Annotated in this window: 21 protein-coding genes and 1 riboswitch; of the genes, 17 read left to right on the top strand and 4 right to left on the bottom strand. The window is 48.1% G+C overall.

Going from position 1 to position 18,329, the window contains the following annotated elements; translation table 11 throughout:
- Positions 1 to 89: 89 nt before the first annotated feature.
- Positions 90 to 872 carry a 3'-5' exonuclease gene (locus B2899_RS15325; RefSeq protein ID WP_286886932.1) on the bottom strand — a complete coding sequence of 261 codons (783 nt, stop codon included), beginning with the start codon at positions 870 to 872 and terminating at the stop codon, positions 90 to 92.
- Between the two features lie 143 nt (positions 873 to 1,015).
- A riboswitch (TPP riboswitch) is annotated at positions 1,016 to 1,115 on the top strand.
- A gap of 344 nt (positions 1,116 to 1,459) precedes the next feature.
- Here B2899_RS15325 and thiD point away from each other — a divergent pair.
- From thiD to B2899_RS15260, 13 genes are all read left to right on the top strand, one after another.
- Positions 1,460 to 2,263: a bifunctional hydroxymethylpyrimidine kinase/phosphomethylpyrimidine kinase gene (gene thiD / locus B2899_RS15320; protein WP_146811082.1), complete on the top strand. Its 804-nt coding sequence runs from the start codon at positions 1,460 to 1,462 to the stop codon at positions 2,261 to 2,263.
- 352 nt (positions 2,264 to 2,615) lie between these two features.
- Entirely contained in the window at positions 2,616 to 3,779 is a 1,164-nt protein-coding gene (locus tag B2899_RS15315) for a CaiB/BaiF CoA transferase family protein (RefSeq protein WP_286886930.1), read from the top strand.
- A gap of 21 nt (positions 3,780 to 3,800) precedes the next feature.
- Positions 3,801 to 4,694, top strand: a complete 894-nt coding sequence (locus B2899_RS15310) for an HpcH/HpaI aldolase/citrate lyase family protein (RefSeq protein ID WP_146811080.1) — start codon at positions 3,801 to 3,803, stop codon at positions 4,692 to 4,694.
- An 89-nt stretch (positions 4,695 to 4,783) separates the two neighbouring features.
- A complete protein-coding gene (locus tag B2899_RS15305; protein WP_146811079.1) occupies positions 4,784 to 5,473 on the top strand; it encodes a GntR family transcriptional regulator in 690 nt (229 codons plus the stop codon).
- Between the two features lie 253 nt (positions 5,474 to 5,726).
- On the top strand, positions 5,727 to 6,767 hold the full coding sequence (locus B2899_RS15300) for a DctP family TRAP transporter solute-binding subunit (RefSeq protein ID WP_286886926.1): 1,041 nt from the start codon (positions 5,727 to 5,729) through the stop codon (positions 6,765 to 6,767).
- Between the two features lie 62 nt (positions 6,768 to 6,829).
- Positions 6,830 to 7,375, top strand: a complete 546-nt coding sequence (locus B2899_RS15295; RefSeq protein ID WP_286886924.1) for a TRAP transporter small permease — start codon at positions 6,830 to 6,832, stop codon at positions 7,373 to 7,375.
- Positions 7,356 to 8,627, top strand: coding sequence for a TRAP transporter large permease (locus B2899_RS15290; protein ID WP_371863564.1), 1,272 nt, complete (start codon positions 7,356 to 7,358; stop codon positions 8,625 to 8,627). Before B2899_RS15295 ends, B2899_RS15290 begins: the two co-directional genes overlap by 20 nt.
- 24 nt (positions 8,628 to 8,651) lie before the next feature.
- On the top strand, positions 8,652 to 10,010 hold the full coding sequence (locus B2899_RS15285) for an MmgE/PrpD family protein (protein WP_286886921.1): 1,359 nt from the start codon (positions 8,652 to 8,654) through the stop codon (positions 10,008 to 10,010).
- Positions 10,011 to 10,012: 2 nt separating this feature from the next.
- The gene (locus tag B2899_RS15280; RefSeq protein WP_286886920.1) at positions 10,013 to 10,855 is read left to right on the top strand and encodes a fumarate hydratase; all 843 of its coding nucleotides are present in this window, start codon (positions 10,013 to 10,015) and stop codon (positions 10,853 to 10,855) included.
- A gap of 10 nt (positions 10,856 to 10,865) precedes the next feature.
- Positions 10,866 to 11,414 (top strand): Fe-S-containing hydro-lyase, encoded by a 549-nt coding sequence (locus tag B2899_RS15275; RefSeq protein WP_146811073.1) that lies wholly within the window; start codon positions 10,866 to 10,868, stop codon positions 11,412 to 11,414.
- A gap of 6 nt (positions 11,415 to 11,420) precedes the next feature.
- Complete coding sequence (locus B2899_RS15270) at positions 11,421 to 11,672, top strand: hypothetical protein (RefSeq protein ID WP_146811072.1); 252 nt, start codon at positions 11,421 to 11,423, stop codon at positions 11,670 to 11,672.
- Positions 11,662 to 12,189: a MaoC family dehydratase gene (locus tag B2899_RS15265; RefSeq protein WP_146811071.1), complete on the top strand. Its 528-nt coding sequence runs from the start codon at positions 11,662 to 11,664 to the stop codon at positions 12,187 to 12,189. The genes B2899_RS15270 and B2899_RS15265 overlap by 11 nt, the downstream gene beginning before the upstream one ends.
- Before the next feature lie 97 nt (positions 12,190 to 12,286).
- Complete coding sequence (locus B2899_RS15260) at positions 12,287 to 13,468, top strand: acyl-CoA dehydrogenase family protein (RefSeq protein WP_246147359.1); 1,182 nt, start codon at positions 12,287 to 12,289, stop codon at positions 13,466 to 13,468.
- A gap of 117 nt (positions 13,469 to 13,585) precedes the next feature.
- Here the strand turns inward: B2899_RS15260 and B2899_RS15255 are convergent, their stop codons facing one another.
- The gene (locus B2899_RS15255) at positions 13,586 to 13,957 is read right to left on the bottom strand and encodes a hypothetical protein (protein ID WP_146811070.1); all 372 of its coding nucleotides are present in this window, start codon (positions 13,955 to 13,957) and stop codon (positions 13,586 to 13,588) included.
- 165 nt (positions 13,958 to 14,122) lie between these two features.
- Between B2899_RS15255 and B2899_RS15250 the strand changes: the two genes are divergently transcribed.
- The 3 genes from B2899_RS15250 to B2899_RS15240 all read left to right on the top strand — a co-directional run bounded on the left by B2899_RS15250 (position 14,123) and on the right by B2899_RS15240 (position 16,922).
- A complete protein-coding gene (locus tag B2899_RS15250) occupies positions 14,123 to 14,503 on the top strand; it encodes a helix-turn-helix transcriptional regulator (protein ID WP_286886915.1) in 381 nt (126 codons plus the stop codon).
- 100 nt (positions 14,504 to 14,603) lie between these two features.
- A complete protein-coding gene (locus B2899_RS15245) occupies positions 14,604 to 16,277 on the top strand; it encodes a methyl-accepting chemotaxis protein (RefSeq protein WP_286886913.1) in 1,674 nt (557 codons plus the stop codon).
- Positions 16,278 to 16,337: 60 nt separating this feature from the next.
- Positions 16,338 to 16,922: a class I SAM-dependent methyltransferase gene (locus B2899_RS15240; RefSeq protein ID WP_146811067.1), complete on the top strand. Its 585-nt coding sequence runs from the start codon at positions 16,338 to 16,340 to the stop codon at positions 16,920 to 16,922.
- A gap of 53 nt (positions 16,923 to 16,975) precedes the next feature.
- Here the strand turns inward: B2899_RS15240 and B2899_RS15235 are convergent, their stop codons facing one another.
- Positions 16,976 to 17,470: an acyl-CoA thioesterase gene (locus B2899_RS15235; protein ID WP_371863563.1), complete on the bottom strand. Its 495-nt coding sequence runs from the start codon at positions 17,468 to 17,470 to the stop codon at positions 16,976 to 16,978.
- 140 nt (positions 17,471 to 17,610) lie between these two features.
- Between B2899_RS15235 and B2899_RS15230 the strand changes: the two genes are divergently transcribed.
- Positions 17,611 to 17,931 carry a hypothetical protein gene (locus tag B2899_RS15230; RefSeq protein ID WP_286886910.1) on the top strand — a complete coding sequence of 107 codons (321 nt, stop codon included), beginning with the start codon at positions 17,611 to 17,613 and terminating at the stop codon, positions 17,929 to 17,931.
- Between the two features lie 46 nt (positions 17,932 to 17,977).
- Here B2899_RS15230 and B2899_RS15225 read toward each other — a convergent pair.
- A partial coding sequence (locus B2899_RS15225) for an ABC transporter permease (protein ID WP_286886909.1) occupies positions 17,978 to 18,329 on the bottom strand: 352 nt, incomplete at its 5' end.

Here is an 18,329-nt window from a genome sequence, read left to right as displayed (position 1 = left end):
CATTGAAATCCTCTCCTCATTCTTTCCTCTCTTTTCTTTCGTACCGCATTGAAGTCATCCCTTCGTTTTCTTCCCTCTTTTCCCTACTTCTATAGTGATGCGTAGCCTGACTCCGTACGCTGACGCAACAGATGCATGGACTTAATGTAATTCTCCAGAGAGTGGAGCGTATGAATGCCTCGTCGTTCAAGCTCTTCGATGAACGCAAGATACAATTCGGCGGTCATGAACGCATCGCCAAGAGCGGTATGGCGGCCCTCTACTTCAATCTTGTATTGTTGAAGCAGGGTATCAAGTCCGTACGATTGATTGGTCGGCAGCAGGTGATATGCAAGCGTCATCGTATCGATGACCGGATTGTGTATCTTCGCTTTGCACAGCTTTCTCAGTTTACTATTCAAGAAGTTGATATCAAAATCGGCGCAGTGCGCTACCAGATAGCTATCATCGACAAAACGCAGGAACTTATGCAGTACTGGCAGGGGGAGGGGCGCCTCTTGGACGTCTTCATCCGTAATGCCCGTAATCTCCGTAACGATTGGCGGAATAGGTTTGCCCGGATGAATGTACTCGTGAAAAAATTCACTTTCTTGAATCTGTCCATTCTGGATAACAACAGCTCCAATCGAGATGATTTCATCTCCTGCGTACGGGTGGAAGCCGGTTGTCTCCGTATCGAATACAACAAAGCGCATATTTCGCAGATGACGGTCCGGATAGTTATGTTGCTGTACCGATTCACACATGGATTGCACTTCTTGAATTAATTGCGGGTCAAGGGGGAGCTTTTCTTTATACCAGCTTGTCGTGATGTGCTTGAGATATTTACCCAGGGGAAAAGAGTACACCGTGTTCACATCCTTCTTTCTCATTCTATCTCTCCAGTCACTTCTTGGAAACGCTCTCATTTATTTATCATACCATAGAATCAGAATAAGGAACAGATTATTTAGAAAATTTAGATTGACGTTTGTTCCTTGACGTTCACTGTTAAGAGCGGTACGATGAAAGAAAAAACGACCACTGGGGGTGCTGTATGCTGAGAGAAGCGTTCGCTTCGACCCTTAGAACCTGATCCGGTTTGTACCGGCGTAGGGAAGTGGATGGATGCTGCTGCACGGTCGGCTTACTCGACCATGCACAGGAAGCGCCACTCCACGGGGTGGCGTTTTTTTAGGGTATAGGAAAGTATATGTCGCTTTATAGTACTAAAGCGACATATACTTTCCCTCTATTGTAATCGAGGAAAAACTCGCGAGGCGTGTGCCGACTGTTGCTTTTTCTGCGTGGAGCGTGTGGCCCTTAAGGAAGGGAAAGACCGGCAATTGTCTCCCTCCTTGAGATAGCCGGATGTTTTGCCGGTCCGACCGAAGGGCCACAAAGCGGCCGCTTGTCTTCTTTGTGGAAAAAGGACGAGCGGCAACGCCCGCGAGTTTTTCTTAATGCAGGAGGTTCAATTATGAGTATAAAAAAAGCGTTAACGGTGGCCGGTTCGGATAGCGGCGGAGGCGCAGGTATCCAGGCTGATTTGAAAACGTTCCAGGAGCTTGGCGTATACGGTATGTCGGTTTTGACTGCGCTCACGGCCCAGAATACGACAGGTGTGTATGGCGTACATCCGGTTCCTCCGGAGTTTGTGGCACAGCAAATGGATGCCGTGCTGTCGGATCTTGGAACGAATGCAGTAAAAACAGGTATGTTGTTTGACAGCGCCATTATTGAAACGGTTGCACGCAAGCTAAAGGAGTACGGTGTGCCCAATTATGTACTCGATCCCGTTATGGTCGCCAAGGGCGGTGCGCCTCTTTTGCTGCAGGAAGCGGTCGATGCGATGAAAGAACATCTTCTACCTCTAGCGATGGTAGTGACGCCGAATCTGCCGGAAGCGGAATTGCTGACCGGAATGGAAAAGATTGAGACACACGAACAGATGCGGGAAGCGGCACGGATACTTCACGAATGGGGAGCGCAAAACGTAGTTATTAAAGGCGGGCATAGCACGGGCGATTTTGCGACGGACTTGCTGTATGATGGCCGGGAGTTTGTGGAACTGTCGGCCGCACGGTTTCATACGGAGCATACGCACGGTACCGGCTGTACATTTGCGGCGGCTATTACCGCAGGGCTGGCGTCCGGCAAGACAGTACGTGAAGCCGTGGAGCAGGCGAAGCAGTTTATTACTGCCGCCATCAGTCATCCGCTCGGCATCGGGCACGGCCATGGCCCGACAAATCATTGGGCGTACCGGGCAAAGGAAAGATAAAAAATAGCGGAGAATCTATTTTCTGCTTTTTTAGATAGTCTAAAGCTCTTCATAGGCGAAGAGCTTTTTTTCTGTGAAAATCATGAGAAAAGAAGGAAGGGAAAGAGGAAATGAGATCCAGGGGAGAAAAAGGCGTTCGCCTTTTTCACCATTGTGGAAATGTCAAACGTTGTCTATATAGATGCAAATAAAAATTAAGCTAAATATTTTAACTATTTATTATATTGACATTATTTTGTCAAAGGCTTATGCTTAGACTATAAGGATTTTGGATCCAATATTCAGAATCCTAAATACGAAAATTAAAAATAAAGTGAATATAAAATAAAACCAAAGAAATGAGGTAGACGATATGCTTCCGTTAGCTGGAGTGACCGTTGTTTCAGTCGAACAAGCAATTGCGGCCCCCTTTGCTACACGGCAATTAGCTGATCTGGGTGCCCGTGTAATTAAAGTCGAACGGCCTCAGGTGGGCGACTTTGCGCGTGAGTATGATACGACGGTAAAAGGGTTGTCCAGTCACTTTGTATGGACAAATCGTTCAAAAGAGTCTATTGAACTGGATCTAAAAGCGGAGGAAGGGAAGCAAATTCTAATGGATTTGCTGGCAAAGGCTGATGTGTTTGTACAGAATCTAGCACCGGGGGCGGTTGAACGGCTTGGATTTGGTCCGGGTGAATTACGTAAGCGTTTTCCACAACTTATCGTTTGCGGTATCTCAGGTTATGGAACGGATGGGCCGTACCGGGATAAAAAGGCATATGACCTGCTGATTCAATGCGAATCCGGGGTGGTCTCGCTGACCGGGACGGAAGAGAACCCATCCAAAGTGGGGATTTCAATTGCTGATATCGCGGCGGGAATGTATGCCTACTCAGGCATCCTTGCTGCCCTTATCCAACGTGAGAAGACAGGGCAAGGTACAGTACTGGAAGTATCCATGCTTGAAGCAATGGGGGAGTGGATGGGCTATCCGCTTTACTATACGTATTATGGGGGAGAAGAGCCGAAGCGAACCGGTTCACGGCATGCCACCATTTATCCATATGGTCCGTTTCCAGCCAAAGATGGGAAAACAGTATTTTTCGGGATTCAGAACGAGCGGGAATGGATGCGATTTTGTGAGGTACTGTTGGAACAACCTTCACTTGCATTTGATCCCCGTTTTAATCTGAATCATAAACGGGTGCGTCACCTAAAGCAGTTGGAGAAAATTATTAACCAAAAATTGCAAACCCTGACGGCTGACGAAATCGAGGCACGGCTCGATATAGCGAAAATTGCGAATGCGCGCATGAATACCATGCAAGAATTTGCCGAACATCCGCAGCTCAAAGCGCGAAACCGCTGGCGAGAAGTACAGACGGAAGTGGGGCCGATTCGCGCGCTTTTGCCACCGATTACTATGGAAGGATTCGAGCCGGTCATGGATCCGGTACCGCGTGTTGGAGAGCATAATCAGTCCATTCTATCCGAAATCGGACGGGACAAAAACGTTGTAGGCAACGGGAAATAAACAAAGGAGAGGGAAAAACACATGTCGCTTTGGCGAAGCTGGATGTTTGTTCCTGGCAATCAGGAAAAGAAGCTGATGAAAATCGAGCAGACGGAGGCGGATGTCGTCATCTGTGATTTGGAAGATGCCGTTCCTATTCAGGAAAAAGAACTTGCGAGAATGATGGTAAAGCGAGTTCTGGAAAAGAAAGGAATCAAAAAAATCTTTGTTCGTATCAACGATATCTCCACACCTTACTTCATGGATGACATCCAGGAGATAGCTTCGTATAACGTGGATGGAATTATCCTGCCGAAAACAGGAAAGAAAGAACATATTCATCTTGTCGATCATTTGTTAGGGACCATCGAAGCAAAGCACGGTCGCAAACGCGGCAGCACTCTGGTTGTTCCTTTGATTGAATCGGCCGCCGGCTTGCATTATGCCTTTGACATTGCCAGGGCCAGTTACAGAATCCACTGTTTGGCTTTCGGGTCGGTGGACTATACGCTGGATATTCATACAGGGGGGACGAAAGAAGGCAACGAAATCCTGTTTGCTCGTTCCTGGCTTGTGAATGTATCGCGGGCCGCGGGCATAGAATCGCCCATTGATGGTGTGTACGTAGATATACAGGATAAGGAAGGGTTAAAAAAAGAAACTGAATTTGTAAAACAGCTTGGATTTCAGGGGAAAATGACGCTTCACCCCAATCAAAATGGAGTAGTTAATGCTGTATTCGCACCGACAGAGAAAGAAATAGAGGAAGCGCAGCGTATCGTGCGGGCATTTGAAGAAGCCGTACAACAGGGAAACGGGGCGATTCAGGTTGATGGGAAAATGGTAGATTATCCGGTAGCCATTCGCGCACGCAAAACGATTGAGCAGGCGGAAGCGCTCAAAAGTAGTGAGGGAGGCAGTTCGGTTCGAATTTGAACGGACGTTCGATGAAAATACTAGAGTGTAGCTTCTCGTTAGCTTTATAATGAAAAGAAAAATAAAGCTAAGAGAAAGTTGGGAAATTTATGGAACAGATTGTAATGCAACCTGCGAGAGAAAAAGTGGCTGCCATTTTACGGAAAGCCATATTCAAAGGCGAATTACAGCCAGGTGAAGTATTGTCCCAAGAAGAAATCGCCAAAAAACTGGGGATTTCTCGCATGCCCGTTCGGGAAGCGTTTCAAATGCTGGAGCGTGATGGATTGCTAATCTTGCAAAATCGGCGTGGCGCCGTAGTTCGCGAGCTGACGCTTGAAGATATCCAGGAACATTATGAGCTGCGTGCGTTGCTGGAAGGAGAGGCGGCAGCCAGAGCAGCGAGCAAAGCCGGTAAGGATAATAAAGAGCTGGCTGCTATAATTGCCGCTCAGGAAGAAGCCGAACAAGCGGCACAGGCAGGGAACGTGGAGGCATACATTTCTGCCAACGAAGCGTTTCACCGCGCCATTTGGGAGGCGGGAAAAGGACAGCGTTTAAATAGCATGCTTCATCAGACGTGGAATGGATTGCCTACGCGCCTGCCGGAATTGCTAAGTGAGCAGATACAACGTTCGTTATCTGAGCATCGTCACATTACCCGGGCTATTTCCGAACAAAAACCGGATGAAGCGCGTGCCAAGATGTCGCATCATATTATGCGGAGTTTTCAGGACTTTGTTGCTTCCAGGGAACGTACACAGCAGGAACAGAAAAATCAAGAGGTGGAAGTAGAATAAAAATTGGCCGTATAAAAGGTGGGAAAAGACGCTTCTAGCGGGTTTTAATGTGGGGGCTGTGCCCCCGCGCCCTTTAGGGAGTAGGGAATGACAGTTAAAATAATCTAATTATTCTAAATTTTTATAAATTTTGATGGTGTGTAAATACATAGGCAGACAACAAAACGAAAGGCGCACTCTTGCTGCCAAAGAAATCAACAAAATGTAAGCGTTTTTTTACCGATGAATTTTTTATTAATTAGGGGGTTGCTTTATGAAAAAATGGTCGATTGTTTGCTTGATTGTCTTGTTGTTGGGTGTGCTGACGGCATGCGGAGGAAGCGGAGGGAAAGAAACGGCTGCTGATGCTAATAGTAAAGGCGGGGACATGGAAAAGATCGTCATCAAGTTCTCGCACGTTACTGCGGCTGAGAGTGTAAAAGGAAAAGCGGCGCAAAAATTCGCTGATCTGGCGGCGGAAAAAACAGGCGGGAAGGTAAAAGTAGAAGTCTATCCGTCTTCGCAGCTATATGGTGACAAAGAAGAACTGGATGCGCTCGTATCCGGAAACGTGCACATGATAGCGCCTTCCGTTACCAAAATGGTAAAGCTTGACCCGCGCTGGCAGTATGTGGACATGCCCTTCCTGTTCAGAGATCGTGAGCACTCGCTCAAATTCTTCGAGAGCGATCTGGCGAAGCAGCTGATGAGCAGCGAACAGCTGGTAGGCAACGACATTATGGGTCTGGCTTTCTGGGAAAACGGTTTCAAACAATTCACCAACAACAAAAAACCGCTGAAAACACCGGCCGATTTCAAAGGACTGAAATTCCGCGCACAAGCAGGTAAAGTGCTCGAAGGACAGTTCAAAGCGCTGGGCGCAGGCTCTGCCACCATTCCGTTCGGTGAATCGTATGCGGCTCTGCAGCAGGGTACGGTAGATGGACAGGAAAACACGTTCAACAACATTGATACGCAAAAATATCAAGAAGTGCAAAAATATATGACCGTTAGCAACCACGGACGCATTGATTACGGTATTTTCGTCAATAAGCCGTTCTGGGATGGCATGCCGGAAGAGATTCGCACAAAAGTGGAAGAAGCGCTGAAAGAGGCGACCGAATATGAGTGGAAGCTGGCCCTCGAAGACAACGACAAGAGCTTCGAAAACCTGAAGAAATCCGGCAAGATGCAAATTACCGAGCTGACGGATGCTGAGCGTGCCGAGCTGGAAAAAGCGCTGCAGCCGGTATATGAAGAGTTCAAGTCTGTTATCACACCGGAGTTGATCGACGGAATTAAAAATCTGAAATAGAGTTAGCGAGGAAGGGCGCTACGTCGTTAGTGCTTCTTCCTCTTACCGAAGGAGGAACACAGATGAAAAGCTGGAAAAAGGCGTGGGATTTGTTTGAAGACATCGCCGCTGGTTCGTTTTTGTCCGTCGGTATCGCGCTTATTTTTTACGGCGTTCTCATGCGTTATGTTTTTAACGAACCGAAAGCGTGGGTGGAGGAAGTGGCGAACTATACACTTGTCTGGGGAGCGCTGCTCGGCGTTCCGGTTGCGCTGCGCAACAATCACCACATTCAGGTGGATATACTGTATGAAAAATTGCCGCGCGGGATGCAACGGTGGCTAGATGTTTTTGCAAGCTTCATGGGAATGGTATTTTGTCTTTTCTTTACGTATTACGGCTATGTTTTGGTGGCGAAGCGGTATACGTCCGGCATGGTTTCCATGGATGTCGGTATCCCGATGTGGATAGTCTATTTGATTCTTCCTATCTCCGGCATCATGTTTCTGCTTCGCTTTATAGAGAAGTTTGTGCAAGCGATTCGCGGAGAGAAAATCGTAAATACGGTTGACATGGTAGAGATTCCGAAAGAAAAGGGGGATGCACCGCATGGTACTCACGCTGTTTAGTAGTTTCATCGGTCTTATGCTGCTGCGTGTACCGATCGCCATCAGTCTGGCTTTGGCTACCGTATTGGTGTTAATCCAATCTGACTTTAACATGAACATGGTGCCGCAGCGGATGTTTGCGGCGCTCGATTCGTTCCCGCTGATGGCGATTCCGGGCTTCGTACTGGCCGGTGTTATTCTGGCGCGTGGCGGCATTTCCAAGTATTTGATTGAAGCCCTGCGCAAATGGGTGGGGCATCTGCCGGGCGGGCTATCTGTCGTCACGATTCTTGCCTGTATGGTATTTGCGGCCATTTCCGGTTCCAGTCCGGCGACGGCTGCCGCGATCGGATCGATCATGATTCCGGCGATGGTCAGCGCGGGCTATGATAAAAAGTACTCGATGGGCCTGGTAGCCGCGTCAGGTACGCTGGGGATTTTGATCCCGCCAAGTATTCCGCTCATTATCTACGGAATTACCGCCGAAGAGTCCATCGGGAAGCTGTTTATGGCTGGCGTCATTCCTGGATTATTGCTGGGCAGTGTGCTGATTGTGTCCGCCATTTTCTATGCGCGGAAGCATGGATATGGAAGCGATGAGAAGTCTTCGGTGGAAGTACGGATGAAAGCCTCAATAAAGGCGCTGTGGGGTGCGTTTCTGCCTATCTTAATTCTGGGCAGTATTTATACCGGGGTTGCCACACCGACTGAATCGGCCGTTATCGCGGTCGTATACGGTCTGATTGTTTCGGTTGTGATTTATCGGGAGATGGGGCTGAAAGACGTTCGCCCGATTCTTGTGGAAACGATCAATATTACGTCGATGATTTTCTTGATTATTGCCGCTGCCAGCCTGTTTGGTTTGTATCTGACCAACGAACAGGTGCCGCAGGAAGTAGGAGCCTGGATCGCAGAGAGTGATATGAACAAATGGACGTTCTTTCTTATCGTCAACATTTTGTTCTTTATCATGGGAACCTTCCTGGAAGCGGTGTCGATTATTCTGATTACGCTGCCGATTCTGCTTCCGATTATCCATCATCTAGGAATTGACCCGATTCACTTCGCGATCGTGATGACTGTCAATATGGAACTGGCGATGATTACGCCGCCGGTCGGCCTGAACCTGTTCGTTGTGGGAGGTATCGCGAAAGAGAAGCTTGAAGTGGTCGTACGCGGGGTGATTCCCTTTATTATTCTGTTTATCTTCGTGCTGGCGTTGTATGTTATCTTCCCGCAGCTTTCGCTCTGGCTGCCGAACATGATGGAGTAAAGAAGATAAGGAGGACGTAAAACAATGAGCATAAGTAAGCAAATTGCTTCCTATCTAGTAAAAGCGAAGTATGATGACCTTCCAACCGAGGTTGTAGAATTTACAAAGTTGTGCATATTGGATTGGCTGGCTTCCGCCGTGGCAGGACGAGATAAACCGCCTATTCATATGATTCGCCAGATGGTAGAGGAAGCAGGAGGACACTCGCAGGCGACGCTGGTCACAGGAGGTAAATCTTCCGTTCTTCATGCCGCACTGGTGAATGGAGCCTCCAGCCACATCGTGGAGCTGGACGACATTCATAAAGCGTCCATCATTCATGCCGCCACAGTGGTTATTCCCGCAGCTCTGGCCATAGCGGAATGGAAAGAGAGAAGCGGGAAGGACTTGCTGCTGGCAGTGGCGCTCGGGTATGAGGTATGCTACCGTGTCGGGGAAGCGGTTAGCCCTTCACACTACTATTACTGGCATAATACCGCCACATGCGGCACGTTTGGCGCGGCCGCGGCCGCAGCGAAATTGCTCGGGTTAAGCGAAGAGCAAATCGTACATGCGCTGGGGAATGCGGGTACGCAGGCTGCAGGGTTGTGGGAATTTATCGAAGACGGAGCGATGTCCAAGCAACTGCATCCGGGCAAGGCAGCGATGAATGGCGTGCTGGCCGCCTTATTGGCAGAGAAAGGATTTACAGGCGCCCGGCGTATTTTTGAAGGACGGAGGGGATTTTTCGAGGCAATGGCAGATAAGTATGATGCAAGCAAAATGACGGAAGGGCTAGGGAACACATTTAAGATTCTGGAAAACTCTTTTAAAATTCATGCCTCGTGTCGTCACACGCATCCAGCTATGGATTTGGCTAAGCTGTTGCGAAACGAAAAAAACATACGGCCGGATGAAATACGAAATATTCATGTGAAAGCGTACCAGGATGTGCTCAACATTACGGACAACCCGAATCCGCAAACGGTCTATGCGTCAAAATTCAGCCTGCAGTACTGCGTTGCGTTGGCGTTTGCTACTGGAAATACATCGCTGCCGGATTTCAATGAGGATGCATTACATGATCAAACCATCCGAAATTTAATGACTAAGGTTTGCGTTACAATGGACCCGGACGTTCAGGCTGCATATCCAGAGAAATGGGGTTCTAAATTGGAAGTGGAATTGACCAATGGGGAAGTTGTAGTGCTAACGACCGACTATCCGAAAGGAGACCCGGAAAATCCGGTTTCATCGGACGAGTTGATCGATAAATTTCGTGTATTGACCGCGGCCTTGCCGCAAGAAGAGACGGAGCATTTCCTCACGGCGATTCTAAATGTCGAGGAACTCGAGTCGGCCGGGAATATGTGGGCAATGCATGCAGCCGGAAAAGGAGTGTAAAAATGCGGGAGGTAACGTGCGAGCAAATTACGGAAGCCGTCAAACAGTTATGCATGGATGCAAACTATGAATTAGGCGCCGATGTGGTAACGGCGTTCCGTAAAGCGGCCCAGACAGAAGAGTCGGCGGTCGGCAAAGAAGTCATCGGCCAGTTGATAGCCAACGCGGAAATCGCGGCGGCGGAACGGGTACCGATGTGTCAGGACACGGGGATGGGAATTTTTTTCGTGGAGCTGGGCCAGGACTGTCGGATTACGGGAGGACGCTTGTATGATGCCATTAACGAAGGCATCCGACAAGGATACGGAGATGGCTATTTACGTGCTTCAGTAGTGCAGGATCCGCTTGTCCGTCAAAACACAGGGGATAACACGCCCGGCGTCATTCACGTAGAATTGGTCGAAGGCGATCGGTGTACGCTGCACATGGCCGCAAAGGGCTTCGGGAGCGAAAATATGAGCCGACTGAAAATGCTAAAGCCGTCTGACGGTATTGAAGGCGCTAAGGACTTTATCATCGAAACGGTAAAGATGGCGGGCCCGAATGCGTGTCCTCCTATGGTAATAGGAGTGGGGCTTGGCGGTACGTTTGAGAAATCGGCCTACCTGGCGAAAAAATCGTTGTTGCGCCCTCTCGGACAGCGGCATGCGCGTGCGGATGTTGCCGAATTGGAAGAAGAACTAATCCAAGAAATCAATGCGCTGGGCATCGGGCCGCAGGGCATGGGCGGACGGACCACCGCACTTGATGTCCATATCGAGGTATTCGCCACCCATATTGCCGGATTGCCGGTCGCTGTGAACATTAACTGTCATGCCAGCCGTCATAAGACGGCGGTACTGTAAGGAGGCGGCCATGAAACAAATACAGCTTCCACTAACAGAGGAGCAGTGTACAGGGCTGCGGGCGGGTGATCGGGTGGAATTAACCGGTACGTTGTATACGGCGCGGGATGCCGCCCACAAACGGATGGCCGAAACTCTGGAAAGCGGAGGAGAACTTCCAGTGGATGTAGCCGGGCAGGTCATCTATTATGTGGGACCAACACCGGCCAGGCCTGGACAGGCAATCGGCTCGGCAGGTCCCACCACCAGCAGCCGGATGGATGCGTACACGCCTCGTCTGCTGGAAAAAGGGCTGAGAGGCATGATCGGAAAAGGGAAGCGGAGCGAGACGGTAAAAGAAGCGATAGTGAAGCACCGAGCCGTTTATTTTGCGGCTGTAGGCGGCGCAGCAGCGCTTATTGCCAAGGCGATTCGCTCCGCAGAGGTTGTCGCCTATGAAGACCTGGGGACGGAAGCCATCCACCGTTTAGTGGTCGAACGCTTCCCTGTCATTGTTGTTAATGATGCAGAAGGGAACGATCTGTACGAGCAAGGGGAAACGCAATTTCGGCTCGGATGAGTCATTTTGGCGATTACGGTTAGCTTATGGGTGACCGAGTCGCTGCATCACATGGCACCAGCCGTTCCCGCTATTCTTGCAGTCGTGCTGCTTAGTATGCCGCGCATTGGAGTGACACGTTGGGAAACCACAACCAAAATTAGTCTGGATACCGTATTCATTCTGGGCATTATGCAACCATGCCGAATGTGCTGGTACAGGCGAGCGGATATAAATGAAGTGATTTTTAAAATAGGAGATGATGAACATGACAATTAAACAAGGTTGGACTGGACGTTTTTACGAAGACTTCGAAGTGGGCGATATTTATCCTCATCCACTGGGCAGGACGGTAACGCAAACCGACAACATTTGGTTTACGCTTTTAACGCAGAATACAAATCCAATTCATTTTGACGAGGTTTATTCAGCGAAGACTGAGTTTGGACGTCCGCTTGTTGATTCTACTTTTACAGTGGCGTTAGTTACAGGCCAATCGGTAACAGACATTTCTCAAAATGTTATGGCTAATCTCGGCTGGGACGAAATCCGTCTTCCGAACCCTGTTTTTGAAGGGGACACCATTTACTCATACAGTGAAGTTCTTGAAAAACGTGAATCTAAGTCTCGACCGAATGTAGGAATTGTAAAAGTAAAAACGAGTGGATATAACCAGGACGGTAAGGTAGTTATTGAATTCAAGCGTACGTTTATGGTGTATAAGCGCGGGCATGGCCCTGATATAACAAATGATTTGCTTTCGAAGGTTTTGGGGCAAGAAAAACAAATTCGTTAAACAACTAGCTTCTAATGAAATTGATACTATCAACAAAAGAGGCAGAAGGCGTAAGAAGGATAGTAAATCATATACAGATTGCAGGGAGGAAGAAAAAATGTCCCAAAAATTAGAAGAAAAAATGGCGGAAAACGAATTGCACGTCGAACTTCGAAAAGGTGTGCGCAAAGTCTGCAGTCGTTTTCCTGATTTGTATTGGCGTGAATTAGAGGTGGAACGTGCTTATCCAGGGGAATTTGTGGAAGCCTTAACGCAAGGGGGATATCTTGCTGCTTTAATACCGGAAGAGTACGGCGGATCGGGATTTGGCATCACCGAAGCTTCCATTATACTTGAAGAGATTAACCGCTCTGGAGGGAATGCAGGTGCATGTCACGCACAGATGTACACGATGGGTACGCTGCTGCGCCATGGATCAGAGGAACAGAAGCAAAAATATTTACCACGGATTGCGGATGGCTCTCTCCGTTTACAGGCATTTGGCGTGACGGAACCCAATACCGGAACGGACACTACACAACTAAAAACGACCGCCGTGCGTAAGGGTGACAAATATGTGGTCAATGGGCAAAAGGTGTTCATTTCGCGTGTGGAACATTCGGACATGATGATTTTGCTCGTTCGTACAACCCCGCTTGATCAAGTCAAGAAGCGCACGGAGGGCCTGTCCGTATTGTTGGTCGACTTACGAGAGGCTGTCGGCAACGGATTGACGATTCGTCCTATTCGTACAATGATGAATCACGCCACTACGGAACTCTTTATTGAGGACTTAGAGGTCCCTGTTGAGAACCTTATTGGCGAAGAAGGAAAAGGGTTTCGGTATATTCTGGATGGAATGAATGCAGAGCGCATTTTGATTGCGGCAGAATGTATTGGAGACGGCAGGTGGTTTATTGAACGGGCGACGAACTATGCAAACCAGCGCGTTGTCTTCCAGCGACCGATTGGTAAGAATCAGGGCGTACAATTTCCGATTGCGCGATCCTATATCAACATCGAAGCGGCTGATTTAATGCGCTTTCGTGCGGCCGAATTGTTCGATATGGGCCAGCCGTGCGGGGCAGAAGCAAACATGGCAAAATTGCTCGCTGCGGACGCTTCTTGGGAGGCGGCCAATGTAACTTTACAGACTCACGGCGGTTTTGGATTTGCGGAAGAATACGATGTGGAGCGTAAATTCCGTGAAACACGCTTGTATCAAGTTGCACCAATCTCTACGAATTTGATTTTGTCGTATGTAGCAGAACACGTGTTAAAACTGCCGCGCTCCTACTAATTTATCGGCACAAAACATCAAAAAATTGCCCTCTATATCATCCATAAGGGGACATAGAGGGCAGAACTCTGTTCATTTTCTTTTAGCTTCTTATTTCTACTATCTTACATCCAATAACTATACGTTTGTTTTTTTAGTCGAATTCTTCGGCGCTTTTTCCAGCGCTTCTTTAATGTCATCTAATTTGGCCACAATTTCGTCGTCGAGCCTCTCATCCAATTTCTCTACTTTCTCTTCCAATTGAATAACAAGTTGGGCAACGCGGGCGATTTCTTCTTTACTGGGTAAGTTGTTCTCGGCAAGAACTTGGTCCACCATTTTTTTATATTGGTCCTGGGAATAAAAAAACCATTTTTGATATTCGCCAACCATGGCTGAGTACTCGGATGTTTTAATGAAATCGTCGAGCGTTTTCCCCCATGTTTTCTCAACCAGGTCGTACCAGCTTTTCCACAATTGAACCGGATCGAACGTTTGATTGGATGCCACGCGAATCCCTCCTGTTTTTTTAATTCCTCCCTCTTATATTACGTGCCATAGGTAAAATATACAAATGAAAATTATGAAAAAATTATAAATGCGTCATATAGCATTTTTGGCGGAAAAAACTCGTATAGTGAAATGGATAGGACATGAGAAGGGAGAGAAGTACGTATGGGGAACGGCAAAGATAAAATCCATGCTTGCGGGGCGCCGAAAAATTTACTCATACCCTGTGTGCTGCTTTTACTCCGACGGGTCAGCAACCATGGTTATCAAATCATTCAGGATTTAGTGGAGTTCGGTTTTTCTTCTATCGATCCGGGTTATGTATATCGCATTCTGCGTCAATTGGAAAGCGAAAAACTGGTGCAATCGCATTGGGAGGTATCAAGCGGCGGACCTCCTAAACGCATGTATTCCATTACGGCAGCAGGTACCGAATATCTGGACATGTTGTCGCAGACTTTGGAAAAATATCAATATACGCTGGACCGGTTCTTCAGTATGTATGAAAGAATCCTATTTGTTTCCACGGAAAAAACGAATGAATAGTACAAATCATTCGAAAATATATAGGAAAAAGTATGGAATACAAATGGATTAGCAGATAAGATAGAAGTAAGATACGATGTGCCTGGGAGGGGGATTGCAATTGTTTCGTAAAATAAACGATGTGTCCATTAAGCTTAAGCTGACGGGCACAATTTTGCTTATCACGTTGATTCCGTTAATGACTGCAGGATTCTTAAGCTATCGTTCCGCTTACAATAGCGTCTACGAAATGACAGTGCAGGACTTAAAGTACATGACGAAGATTAAGGCGGAAGAAATTGCGGCTATCGCCAAAGACAAGCAGATAGACGCCGCCACCTCGGAAAAAGTAAAAGCGTCGGTCGATGACGTGGAAACGAGCTATTATAAAGCCAATGGACTAAGCGGATACGCTTATATTATTGATGAACAGGGAAAGATTTTGTACCATCCTGATCCGAACATGATAGGGACCAGCATTGCGAACGAATCGTTTACACAGGAGATACTCAAACAAAAAAACGGCTACATTACATATCCCTGGAAAGGCGAAGAGAAAGTCGCCTCATTCGTTCAGATGCCGAACGGATGGGAATTGGTCATCGGCAGTTATTTAAAAGATATGATGAAACCGCTTTCAATCATTCGTAATCAGATGTTTATTATTAGCTTTGTTTCTTCCTTGCTTGCCATTGTAATCGGATATATCATCGTTCATATTCTGACAAGGCCGATGAAAGAGTTGGTACAGGCGATGGAAAAAGCCGAAGCGGGTGATGTGACGGTGCAGGTAACCCCCGGCTCAAAAGACGAAGTAGGACAGCTTACCCATATATTTAACGAGATGATTCGCGAATTCAGAAACATGCTGCGTCAGGTGAATGAGGTATCGGAACAGGTGGCCGCCTCATCCGAGCAGTTAACGGCCAGCGCCAATGAGAGTACACGCGCATCCGAACAAATTTCAGAAGCAGCCCAGGAGATTGCGTCCGGATCGGAAGGTCAGATGGAAAGTGTGCGCCAAACGACGAATGCGCTGCACGAAATGAGCAGCAATATTCAGGCCATCGCCGATAAAATTCATGCCGTCAGGCAAGATTCCTCCGTCGTGGTGAAATACGCGCATGAAGGGGAAGAATCACTGAAGAAAGTAGTCTGGGAAATGAATGATATCACGCAGAAGGTAAATGATACAGAGATGCAGATTCGCGAGTTGGGGAACCGTTCGGAAGCGATTAAAGGAATTATCGGTACCATCCATGAAATTAGCGAACAGACGAACCTGCTTGCGTTGAATGCAGCGATTGAGGCGGCACGCGCCGGTGAGCAGGGCAAAAGCTTTGCGGTCGTGGCTCAGGAAGTCCGCAAGCTGGCTGAACAGTCCGGCAGGTCGGCGAGCGAGATTGCCGCACTTATCTCTGATATTCATACTAAAATCGGTACAGCGGTCTCCTCTATGGGAGAAAGCAGCAAAGCAGTATCGGAAGGCCGTTATGTAGTGGAAGAAGCAGGTCAGGCATTTTCTAACATTCTAAAAGCTATCGCCGATTTGAATAAGCAGATTGAGCTTGTTACGGCATCTTCGGAGACGATTTCCGAAGGAACGGAGCGCATTGTACGCCAGGGTGACGAGATTTCCCGACTGGCTTCCATCGCTGCGGCAGATACGCAGGAGGTTGCCGCGGCTTCCCAGGAGCAGACCGCCACGATGGAGGAGATTAATGCCGCCTCCGAAATGCTGGCAAAGATGGCGGAGGAGTTGCAGGCACATGTCAACCGCTTTAAAATTTCATAGCGTGTAGCATTCCGTCTTTTAATTAGCTAGAATGAGAAAAAGGGGGCGGGAGGTGAAAAAATGGATTACGTAGATCGCAATCGTGCTTCTTTTGATAAACTGGCGAATCAGGCGGGCATGAAGTGGCGTCATCGGGAGCTGACCATGCAGTTTATTTCCGGGTTTCAGATGCTTCTGGGCGGGAATCGTGTGCTTGATCTCGGATGCGGTGCAGGGCATGACGCGCTCCGATTAAAGCGCTATGATTTGCATGTGCAGGGGTTGGATATCAGCGAGGTGATGCTTGAGCAGGCCAAGCAGAAGGTGCAGGATGTCGAGTTTATTCAAGGAGATTTCCGTCATATTCCGACCGGTGATGAGCTGTATGACGGTGTATGGGCGAATGCCTCGCTGATATATTTAACCAAAGAAGATTTGCATAAAGCGCTTGATGAAGTGTACCGGGTATTGAAGCCCGGCGGCGTTTTTTTCTCTTCGTATCGACTTGGCGAAGGAGAGATAGTGATAGACAACATTTTTAATCAGCTATACGGAGAGCAGGAAATACAGAATATCCTTCGTTCGCATGGATTCCGTATTTTCGATCGCACCAACACTGGAGGGCAGGAAGAGCCCTATCTAAGCTTGTACGCCGTGAAGCAATGATTGCACTGTTTATTCTTTAGTTCATACATAAGTAGCCGTGGGAAATCCCGCGGCTATTTTTCTTTTTTGAAGCGTTGCTTGGTAAGTTTCCGGCGCTTGTTGCGAATCTCAAACCGTTCTGCGGCAGTTTTATAGTTCCAGCGTTCTTCTTCCGTTTCGGGAAGAACAGGAGGAACCGTTGTGGGTTTGCCGTCGTCATCGAGAGCCACAAACGTTAGGTACGCTTGCGAAGTCAGGCGCCGTTCTCCGGTCAGCAGATTTTCCGCTTCTACTTTCACATAAATCTCCATGGAAGTATGGTGAGTCCAGGACACGTACCCTTCCAGGCAGATGGCTTCTCCGGTACGGATAGGCGAAAGAAAGTCCAGGCTATCGCTTGATGCGGTGACTACCTGCCTGCGGCAGTGTCGCATGGCGGTGATGCTGGCGACCTTATCAATATAAGCCATGACATTCCCGCCAAAGATTGTTCCATGGTAGTTCGTATCCGGAGGGAGGACAATGTCCGTCATAATCGTGCGTGACTCACTTGTTTTTTTGCCTTGCAAATAGTTTCACCTCGTTTTATTAAAATGTAGGCAAGCACCCAATTTCCCGCCTTTAGGCATGTGTCGTGTCTTATCGTCTCATGGGTGAATACAGTGTAGCAGATTGATAAATAATTCAATATGAATGGAGGACGTTACACGTGCATTACTATCCTTACCCAATGGGTGAAGTCCAGACGATGGACGTAGAAGTGGTTAAATGTCACTATCACATCGAGAAGATGAAATATTACGAGTACAAGTGTCACAAATATGCACACCGTAAAAAATACTACAAGAGATATTATAAACGTTATTGTTACCACAGGAAAATGTATGAATACTATCAGAAAAAAGGTTATAGTATGCCGTATGGCTACGGACCGATAGTACCGGCACCACCTGTACAGGGAGCACAAGCTATGGCGCCCCAGGCCTATCCGGCCGCCAAGGGCAAATGCCGTGAAAGCTCTAGCTGTTGATTCATGCGTAATAGTAAAGAAAACGAGCCGTCCGTGCTCGTTTTTCTCATTTCCAGCCTATGTACTGATGGGCACGGGTAAACAGCGTAGGATAGACGAGAAATCCCAGAATGATGCTGGTAAGAGCGGAGGCGGCCGTAAACGAAAACATAATGAGCAACTGGTAGCGCACAGCTTCGATCGGACTGGTACCAGCAATAATAAGTCCGGTCATCATACCCGGAAGCTGGACAAGTCCTACCGTTTTCATCGAGTCGATAATCGGTATCATACCGGCGCGAATCGCTTCCCGGGTCAACCGTTCACTGGCCTGGCGGCTGGTGGCGCCGAGCGAAAGCGCGACAAGGATTTCTTCTCGCATAGACGCGGAACGCTCCCGCATCTGGTTCAGCAGCCGG

This window comes from Aneurinibacillus sp. UBA3580 (genome assembly GCF_002375825.1).
Taxonomy (GTDB): domain Bacteria; phylum Bacillota; class Bacilli; order Aneurinibacillales; family Aneurinibacillaceae; genus Aneurinibacillus; species Aneurinibacillus danicus.
This window is presented reverse-complemented; position numbering and strand designations above follow the sequence as displayed.

What these genes read in the sequence shown, in the direction of transcription:
- B2899_RS15250 (WP_286886915.1), top strand. Translation starts at nt 14,123, where the DNA reads ATGGGGAACGGCAAAGATAAAATCCATGCTTGCGGGGCGCCGAAAAAT.
- B2899_RS15305 (WP_146811079.1), top strand. Translation starts at nt 4,784, where the DNA reads ATGGAACAGATTGTAATGCAACCTGCGAGAGAAAAAGTGGCTGCCATT.
- B2899_RS15295 (WP_286886924.1), top strand. Translation starts at nt 6,830, where the DNA reads ATGAAAAGCTGGAAAAAGGCGTGGGATTTGTTTGAAGACATCGCCGCT.
- B2899_RS15265 (WP_146811071.1), top strand. Translation starts at nt 11,662, where the DNA reads ATGACAATTAAACAAGGTTGGACTGGACGTTTTTACGAAGACTTCGAA.
- thiD (WP_146811082.1), top strand. Translation starts at nt 1,460, where the DNA reads ATGAGTATAAAAAAAGCGTTAACGGTGGCCGGTTCGGATAGCGGCGGA.
- B2899_RS15325 (WP_286886932.1), bottom strand. Translation starts at nt 872, where the DNA reads ATGAGAAAGAAGGATGTGAACACGGTGTACTCTTTTCCCCTGGGTAAA.
- B2899_RS15300 (WP_286886926.1), top strand. Translation starts at nt 5,727, where the DNA reads ATGAAAAAATGGTCGATTGTTTGCTTGATTGTCTTGTTGTTGGGTGTG.
- B2899_RS15275 (WP_146811073.1), top strand. Translation starts at nt 10,866, where the DNA reads ATGAAACAAATACAGCTTCCACTAACAGAGGAGCAGTGTACAGGGCTG.
- B2899_RS15285 (WP_286886921.1), top strand. Translation starts at nt 8,652, where the DNA reads ATGAGCATAAGTAAGCAAATTGCTTCCTATCTAGTAAAAGCGAAGTAT.
- B2899_RS15310 (WP_146811080.1), top strand. Translation starts at nt 3,801, where the DNA reads ATGTCGCTTTGGCGAAGCTGGATGTTTGTTCCTGGCAATCAGGAAAAG.
- B2899_RS15260 (WP_246147359.1), top strand. Translation starts at nt 12,287, where the DNA reads ATGTCCCAAAAATTAGAAGAAAAAATGGCGGAAAACGAATTGCACGTC.
- B2899_RS15240 (WP_146811067.1), top strand. Translation starts at nt 16,338, where the DNA reads ATGGATTACGTAGATCGCAATCGTGCTTCTTTTGATAAACTGGCGAAT.
- B2899_RS15280 (WP_286886920.1), top strand. Translation starts at nt 10,013, where the DNA reads ATGCGGGAGGTAACGTGCGAGCAAATTACGGAAGCCGTCAAACAGTTA.
- B2899_RS15315 (WP_286886930.1), top strand. Translation starts at nt 2,616, where the DNA reads ATGCTTCCGTTAGCTGGAGTGACCGTTGTTTCAGTCGAACAAGCAATT.
- B2899_RS15290 (WP_371863564.1), top strand. Translation starts at nt 7,356, where the DNA reads ATGGTACTCACGCTGTTTAGTAGTTTCATCGGTCTTATGCTGCTGCGT.